8 protein-coding genes and 1 pseudogene are annotated in these 6,789 nt (G+C 70.5%); 4 read left to right on the plus strand and 5 right to left on the minus strand.

Translation table 11 applies throughout. The features are described from left to right. The 3 genes and pseudogenes from ACNFOC_RS48505 to ACNFOC_RS48515 all read left to right on the plus strand — a co-directional run. A pseudogene (locus ACNFOC_RS48505) lies at positions 1-101 on the plus strand (DNA-binding response regulator); the annotation flags it as partial. A 310-nt stretch (positions 102-411) separates the two neighbouring features. Next, entirely contained in the window at positions 412-972 is a 561-nt protein-coding gene (locus ACNFOC_RS48510) for a hypothetical protein (RefSeq protein WP_416965392.1), read from the plus strand. Between the two features lie 62 nt (positions 973-1,034). After that, the gene (locus tag ACNFOC_RS48515; RefSeq protein ID WP_416965393.1) at positions 1,035-1,535 is read left to right on the plus strand and encodes a hypothetical protein; all 501 of its coding nucleotides are present in this window, start codon (positions 1,035-1,037) and stop codon (positions 1,533-1,535) included. Positions 1,536-1,938: 403 nt separating this feature from the next. Here the strand turns inward: ACNFOC_RS48515 and ACNFOC_RS48520 are convergent, their stop codons facing one another. Beyond that, positions 1,939-2,358: an SRPBCC family protein gene (locus tag ACNFOC_RS48520; protein WP_416965394.1), complete on the minus strand. Its 420-nt coding sequence runs from the start codon at positions 2,356-2,358 to the stop codon at positions 1,939-1,941. A gap of 39 nt (positions 2,359-2,397) precedes the next feature. Then, positions 2,398-3,402 (minus strand): aldo/keto reductase, encoded by a 1,005-nt coding sequence (locus ACNFOC_RS48525; RefSeq protein WP_416965395.1) that lies wholly within the window; start codon positions 3,400-3,402, stop codon positions 2,398-2,400. A 153-nt stretch (positions 3,403-3,555) separates the two neighbouring features. Between ACNFOC_RS48525 and ACNFOC_RS48530 the strand changes: the two genes are divergently transcribed. After that, positions 3,556-4,470 (plus strand): LysR substrate-binding domain-containing protein, encoded by a 915-nt coding sequence (locus ACNFOC_RS48530; protein WP_416965396.1) that lies wholly within the window; start codon positions 3,556-3,558, stop codon positions 4,468-4,470. 76 nt (positions 4,471-4,546) lie between these two features. On the opposite strand, the gene ACNFOC_RS48535 is transcribed toward ACNFOC_RS48530, so the two are convergent. The 3 genes from ACNFOC_RS48535 to ACNFOC_RS48545 all read right to left on the minus strand — a co-directional run. Further along, a complete protein-coding gene (locus tag ACNFOC_RS48535) occupies positions 4,547-5,317 on the minus strand; it encodes a maleate cis-trans isomerase family protein (RefSeq protein ID WP_416965397.1) in 771 nt (256 codons plus the stop codon). A 79-nt stretch (positions 5,318-5,396) separates the two neighbouring features. Next, entirely contained in the window at positions 5,397-5,879 is a 483-nt protein-coding gene (locus ACNFOC_RS48540; protein ID WP_416965398.1) for a MarR family winged helix-turn-helix transcriptional regulator, read from the minus strand. Between the two features lie 74 nt (positions 5,880-5,953). Next, a partial coding sequence (locus tag ACNFOC_RS48545) for an alpha/beta fold hydrolase (protein ID WP_416965399.1) occupies positions 5,954-6,789 on the minus strand: 836 nt, incomplete at its 5' end.

A 6,789-nucleotide genomic window follows, 5' to 3' on the forward strand; every position in this document is an offset into this window, starting at 1 on the left:
CCCGTCTCCGGGCCGCCGTCCGCCGGGCCGAGCCCACCGGGGGCGGCGAGGACGACGTCCTGGTCGAGACCGAGGAGTTCACCGTCGACCTGGCCGCCAGGGCCCGACGCCCTGAGCCGGGTCCGGCTGGCCGACCCCGCAGCGCCGACGAAAAGCCCCGCCCGCCACCTCTGCCCCGTTCCGCGGACGCGGGCAGCGGCGGCGAGGCCGCCGCCCGCGCATCAGGGCTCTGCTCCGTGGCCTCGTCTACCGTGCTCTGCTGGATGGTGCTCATATCGGCGGCGTCTGCCCACGCCTGCCGGGATCACACAAATTCTCAGGTTCCCCACAGGCTGGTGCTGCTTTCAGGACGCCGGACTCCGCCGGTTAATCGTTGGCCGGCGGGATGCCTGACTCGGCAGACTGCGCGTCATGAGCAACTCGTACGCGCAGGCAGTGCTGAGGACGACGGATCTCGCCGGGATACTGCGGGTCGCCGGCCGACTGCTCGATCTCGCCGACACGACACAACTCGAAGTCGACTTCGAGGCGCGGGTCTCCACGCCCGGAGAGCTGGAGCGGTTGGGCGGACTGATACCGGACGCTGACTGGTGGTCCTGCGGAGCCGACCGACACGGCTCCTCGGAGAATGGCGACGCTCCGTCGGAGTGGCTCCCGATCCACTTGCGCAGATGGTGCTTGGGCCCGGAAACCGTGGAGGAGCTCGTGGCCGCGGCCGGGGACGCCCCGGCCATGATCCGCTGGGACTTCAGCGGTTGGCCCGAGGCTCCGGAGGTGGGCCTCGGCTGCGGGGGCGCCAGAGGCGCCTACGTGACGGTGTGCCTGAACGCGCGCGACCTCGACCTCGAAGAGCCCGCGCCGGACCACACGTTGTACGTTCACGTGAAGCAGGTCGAGGCCGAACGGGCGCCTTGGCTCGCGGCGCAGGTCGGCCTGCGGGTCTTCGGCGAGTTGGAGATGGCACCGCTCTGAGCCTGTTCGCCGACTTCCGCCGGTTGTCTTGGCAGGACGGAACGCTTGTCGAAGGAGACGTGGTGCTGGGACTGCTGGGCTTCTACGACGAGTTGGACGACGGCTCCGGCCGGCCGAACGGATCGATACGCGATGCCGTCCGGCCCGTCGGCGAGCCGGACGAGGTGGACCTGGTGGCCTACCTGGACAGCGGCCACGTCCTGCTCGATGTCATGGAAGCCGGACATGACGTCCTCACGGGGAGCGCCCACCGGCACTCGCCAGGGTGCTCGTCACTGAGGACCGACGGCACCTGGATGTGGCGCCAGGACTTCCCTCACTACGTGGAAACCCACCATGTATCGCTGCCGGACGCGTTCATCGAGCACGTCCGCGGCCTGGCCTATCGGATGCCCTCCATCACCGTCGCGCAGTTCGCTCCGCACTACGACGAGACCATGCCCCTGGTCGGCTGGGCCTCCGCCGTCCCGTGGCGGTCGACCGCGACCACGCTCGTGCCCGGACCACGAACAGTGACCAGCAAGGCTCAGTTCGACGCGGCGGCGTCGGCCCAGGACCAGTGAAATGAGCTCGGCACGTGCCGTACAGCAAACCCTCGTTCGCCATGTTGGAGGCCCAGCGAGGCGTCTGGTACGGCACCCTGCTCGAACCGGATTCACCCCGCTTCAACATGAGTCAGACATGCGAGGTCCTGGGGCCCGTGGACCCGGCCGTTCTCCGGGCGCCGTTCCATCATGTGTCACTCGAAGTGGGGTCGATGCGGGAGCTGGTGGACGAGGAGTCGGCCTATCGCGCCTCGGGTGAGTACGACGAAGACCGCCGCTACTGGACGGAACGAATGGACGGAGCGGCAACCCCGCCGTCCCTCTCGCTCGGGCCACGGCGAGGTGAGGACCACCAGGTCGTGTGCTCGGGGAATCGATTTCCGGAGGTGACCAGGCCGCCGATTCAGGCGGTCGCGGTCTTTCAGGCGGTCGCGGTCCTCAGGAGTGCCGCGAGGCCGTCGGTGTAGATGCCGTGGAACAGCTCCTCGGCATCGGTGTCGCTGACGCCGACAGGAGTGAACGTGCCGGACCACTCGACGCGCGAGAGGTCGGGACTGCCGGGGACGGCGTGCACGCGCAGAGTGGAGAGGTAGCCGGTCACGGGGAACGGCGCCTCTTCGATGGCGTAGGAGTAGCTGCGCGCGTCGTGGTCGAAGGCCTGGAGGCGTTCGACGATGACACCGCCGTCCTGGTTGGTCAGGCGGCGTACCCGGCCCCCTTCGCTCAGTTCGCTCGCGGGGATGTAGGGGAGCCAGTCGGGCAGGGATCCGAAACCGCCGATGAGCCGCCAGACGCGGTCGGGGCTCTGCGGGATGTCGAGTGATGCGGTGGTGGTGGCCATGGTGAGTGCTTCCTGCTGTGTGCTGTGTGCTGTGGGGTGTCAGGCGGTGGGGGCGTCGGCGGCGATGAGCTTCTCGTCGCGCAGGGCGGCCCAGAAGGCGGCCGGTACGTCCTCGGCGAGGGCGGCGACGTCCTCCGCGATACGGCTGGGGCGGGTGGCACCGGGTACGACGGCGGCCGTGGCGGGGTGGGCGAGCGCGAACTGCAGCGCGGCCGCCTTGATGCTCACACCGTGTTCGGCGGCGAGCTCCTTGAGCCGTCCGACCTTGGCGACGATCTCCGCCGGAGCTTCCTGGTACTCGAAGTGCCGGCCACCGGCGAGGACGCCGGAGCTGTACGGGCCGCCGACGACCATGTCGACGCCCTGCTCGGTGGCGGCGGGCAGCAGACGCTGTAGGGAGCGGTCGTGGTCCAGGAGGGTGTAGCGGCCGGCCAGGAGGAACGCGTCGGGCCGCGGCTCGTTCAGGTCGAGGGTCAGCTCGATCGGCTCCACGCGGTTGACGCCGAGGCCCCAGGCTTTGATGACGCCTTCGTCGCGGAGCCGCTGGAGGACGCGGAACGCGCCGGTGCGCGCGGTCTCGTAGACGGCCAGCCAGTCGTCGCCGTGGAAGTCCTGGGCCACGTCGTGCACCCAGACGATGTCCAGGCGGTCCGTCCTCAGGCGCGTGAGGCTGTCCTCGATGGAGCGCAGGGTGGCGTCCGCCGTGTAGTCGTCGACCATCTTGTTCGGGCGGCCGTGCTCGAACAGGCCGCCCTTCTCGCCCAGGTCCCGGGCGGTGGGGTCCTCCAGCTCGTCGAGGATGACCCGTCCGACCTTGGTGCTGAGCACGAACTCGTCGCGCGGCCGGCCGGCCAGCGCCTCGCCCAGGCGCAGCTCGGACAGACCGGCGCCGTAGAACGGGGCGGTGTCGAAGTAGCGGATGCCCTGGTCCCAGGCGGCCTCGACGGTGGCCGCGGCCTCCTCGTCCGGGATGCTGCGGAACATGTTGCCCAGGGGTGCGGTACCGAAGCCGAGGGTGCCCGGCAGCAGGGACTTGATGCCCATGATGAGGATCCTTCTCTCCATGACGTGACATGACGTGACGCGGAGTTCGGGGGGATTTTTCCGATCCGCGGCTCTTGCTCTGTCGAGGTTAGGATCGAGGGATGAGACTGTCCAAGACTTGCTTGGACACACTTGAGTCCCGAGAGGTCTTACGTGCTTGACCTGCGCCAACTCCGCTACTTCGTGGCCGTCGCCGAAGAGGAACACGTCGGCAGGGCCGCCGAACGCCTCCATATCTCGCAGTCGCCGCTGAGCCGGCAGATCGCCCAGCTGGAGAAGGTCCTGGGACTGACGCTGTTCGAGCGCAGCCAGCAGCGCATCCGGCTCACCTCCGACGGCCGCGTCTTCCTCACCGAGGCCACGGCCCTGCTGCGGCACGCGGACCGACTGGAGAACCTGGGCCGGCGCCTCGGCCGGGGCGAAGAGGGCGGCCTCTGCGTGGGATACGTGGGCGACGCCATGCACACCGGCCTCCTGCCCGGTGCCCTGCGCGCTCTGCACGACGAGCGTCCCGGAATCCATGTCGCCCTCTACGACCTGACCTCGTCGCAGCAGTTCGAGGGACTGCGCCAACGCAGCCTGGACATCGCCCTGGTCCCGGAGGCGCCGCCCGAGACGGACCCGGACCTGTGCAGCGCCCTCCTTCTTGAGGACCCGCTGCTCCTGGCCATGCCGAGCGGCCACCACCTCGCCGCCGCGACGGAGATCCTGCCGGAGGACCTGGACGGCCAGCCATGGATCGCCATAGAGAACAGCCAGGACCAGGCCTGGCGGGATGATTTCGTCGCGTCCTGCGCCGCCGCCGGGTTCACCCCCGACATCCGGTTCGAGGCCCCGGAATCGCGCACCGGACTCGGCCTCGTCGCGTCCGGGCTCGGCACCGCGTTCGTACAGAAGAGCACGCTGCACGGCGACACCTTGGGCGTCACGGTTCGTGAACTCCCTTGGTTCCAGAGGTCCGTACGCCTGTGGGCCGCCTGGCACCGGATCGATCTCCGCCCGGTCGTGACCTCGTTCCGCACGACTGTCCTGAACATCGGAGACACAGAACAGGAACTCACCGGATGAACCCGTGGAACCCCCGGCACACTGTCTCTGCCCGGCTTCTGTGGGGTGATCGACTCCGACCGTTGTCGCCGGTGGTTCAGACGCCGGCCGGGCTGGGGACCTGACCGCTGAGCAGGCTCCCCGCTCGGGGCACGACCGGGGGCAGGCCCAGCTCGACGAGGATGCGGTACGCCGTGGCGGTCGCCGCCGAGAGCACCGGCAGCCCGGCCGCGTCCTCCACCGGCTGGATCGACGGCAGCGAGGGCATCTGCACACAGGCGGACAGGACGAGCGCGTCGGCCCGCGACAGGTCCAGGCGCCGCCAGTGCTCGCGCAGGTCGGCGGGGTCGAGGCGGGCGACGGCCAGGTTGTCCGGCACCTCCAGGCTCAGCGCGTCCACCACCTCGACGCCCGAGTCCTCGATGTAGTCCGCGACCAGGCGCGTGAGCGGCTTCATGTACGGCGTGACGATCGCGACCCGCCGGGCGCCCAGGGCCTCGATGCCGTCGAGGAGGGCGCCCGCGCTCGACGCCACCGGGGCCTGTGAGCCCTCGGCGCGCAGCACACCGGTGATCTCGTCCTCGGCGGTGCAGTGGTACCCCGGGCCCTGCGCCATGATCGCCACGAGGCAGGCTGTGACGACCACGTCGGGCCGGGCGTCGGCGAGTTCCAGCGCCGCGCGCCCGGTCTGCGCGTTCATAGCGCGCAGCTGCTCGGGCGTCACGTGCCGCATGCGCATACGGCTGCTGTGGAAGACGAACCGGTCCTCCGGGACCAGGGCCTCGCGCTGCCGCATCATGCGCGGCAGCTCCGTCTCCATGGTCAGGTTCGAGCTGGGCACGATCATGCCGATGTGGTGATCGGTCATGGAGTCCTCCGGGGTCGCGGCGCGGGTGGGGTACCCGCGCTTGTCGGCGACCGAGGGTCCGCCGACCGCCACCGCGGGGTCAGGAGTCCTCGGCCAGTCCCTCCCAGTGATCGGCGAGGGACGTGAACAGATGCATGATTTCCTCGCGCCGCTCCGGTCCGAACGGCGCGAGAAGGCGCTCGTCGAGCCGACGGGCGCGGAGGTTCGCGTCGTGGAGGGTCCGCTCGCCCTCCTCCGTCAGATGGAGCAGCTTGCGCCGGCCGTCGTCCGCGGCCGTCCTGCGCACGATCAGCCCCCGGTTCTCCAGCCGCCGGGCCACGTCCGCCATCGTCGACGTGTCCAGGGAGACCGCCGACGCCATCGAGCGCTGGTCGCTGCCCGGTGCCGCTTCGACAGCCTGGAGCACCGCGAACTGCGGACCCGTGAGCGTCGGGTCCACGGCACGGATCCAGACCGCGAGATACGCCTGGTACAAGCGGCGGACCTGGTAGCCGGGCGCGGCGGTGAGCGCCGGGGGAGGCCCGGGAGGCGTGGACGTCGGGGTTGCGGTTTCGTCACCCATGGAGCCCACTTAAGCACGGCAGTTGATCGAGTCGGCAGCCGGACCGGTGATCTCCGGGAACCCGCGCGTCGGCGTCACACCAGCATCGGGCGCAGTACCCGGCGCAGGGCGGCGAGCGCGGCGGACGGGTTGTCCCAGAACAGCATGTGACCGGCGTCCGGGATCTCGGCCAACGCGGCCGACGGCAGCAGCCGGGCCGCCTCAGCCGTACCCTCCGCGGTGACGACAGGGCTGTCCGCGCCGTACAGGAGTGCCGTGGGGCCGGGAACGGAGGGCCACCAGTCGAAGAAGTCCTCGCGCTCGAAGCCCCGGTGCGTGGCGGTGACGGCCTCCGTGTCACAGCTCGCCAGCCAGCGGGCCCGCAGTTCTTGCTCACGGCGCGGCCAGCGTGGCCAGGACCGGGCCACCTCGTCCGCGTCGGTACCGTGTCGCGCCTGCGCCAGCTGGTCGAGGAAGGCGGCCAAGGGGGTGGGATAGGGCTCGCGTCCGGGGCCGCTCATCGGCGGGTCGCCCAGTACGGTGCCGCGCAGTGCCACCTTGGCCCGGACGGCGGTCACGGCCGCGATCCGCGCACCCATGGAGTGCCCGAGGAGGACCGGCCGGTGGAGACCGAGGCCCGCGACGACCGCCTCGGTGTCCTCGGCGTACTCCTCCAGCCCGTACGACCCACCGCCGTCGGACAGCCCACGCCCACGGACGTCGACCACCAACGGCCGTACCACAGGCGTCAGTTCACGGGCCACGAAGTCCATCGCGACGGCCGGACTGGTGATGCCGGGCAGCACGACCAGCGGGACGCCGTCACCGCCGTAGTCCAGGACGTGCAGGCGGGTGCCGCCCGAGCGGACCCAGCGGCTGGTGGCGGGGACGTCGGCGAGATCGGCCAGCGCCGACTGGGCCAGTAGGCGGG

Source organism: Streptomyces colwelliae, assembly GCF_048158785.1.
Classification (GTDB): domain Bacteria; phylum Actinomycetota; class Actinomycetes; order Streptomycetales; family Streptomycetaceae; genus Streptomyces.

Bases quoted from the DNA above. Each gene is read 5' to 3' on its own strand.
- ACNFOC_RS48510 (WP_416965392.1), top strand. From the start codon at position 412: ATGAGCAACTCGTACGCGCAGGCAGTGCTGAGGACGACGGATCTCGCC.
- ACNFOC_RS48540 (WP_416965398.1), bottom strand. From the start codon at position 5,879: ATGGGTGACGAAACCGCAACCCCGACGTCCACGCCTCCCGGGCCTCCC.
- ACNFOC_RS48520 (WP_416965394.1), bottom strand. From the start codon at position 2,358: ATGGCCACCACCACCGCATCACTCGACATCCCGCAGAGCCCCGACCGC.
- ACNFOC_RS48525 (WP_416965395.1), bottom strand. From the start codon at position 3,402: ATGGGCATCAAGTCCCTGCTGCCGGGCACCCTCGGCTTCGGTACCGCA.
- ACNFOC_RS48535 (WP_416965397.1), bottom strand. From the start codon at position 5,317: ATGACCGATCACCACATCGGCATGATCGTGCCCAGCTCGAACCTGACC.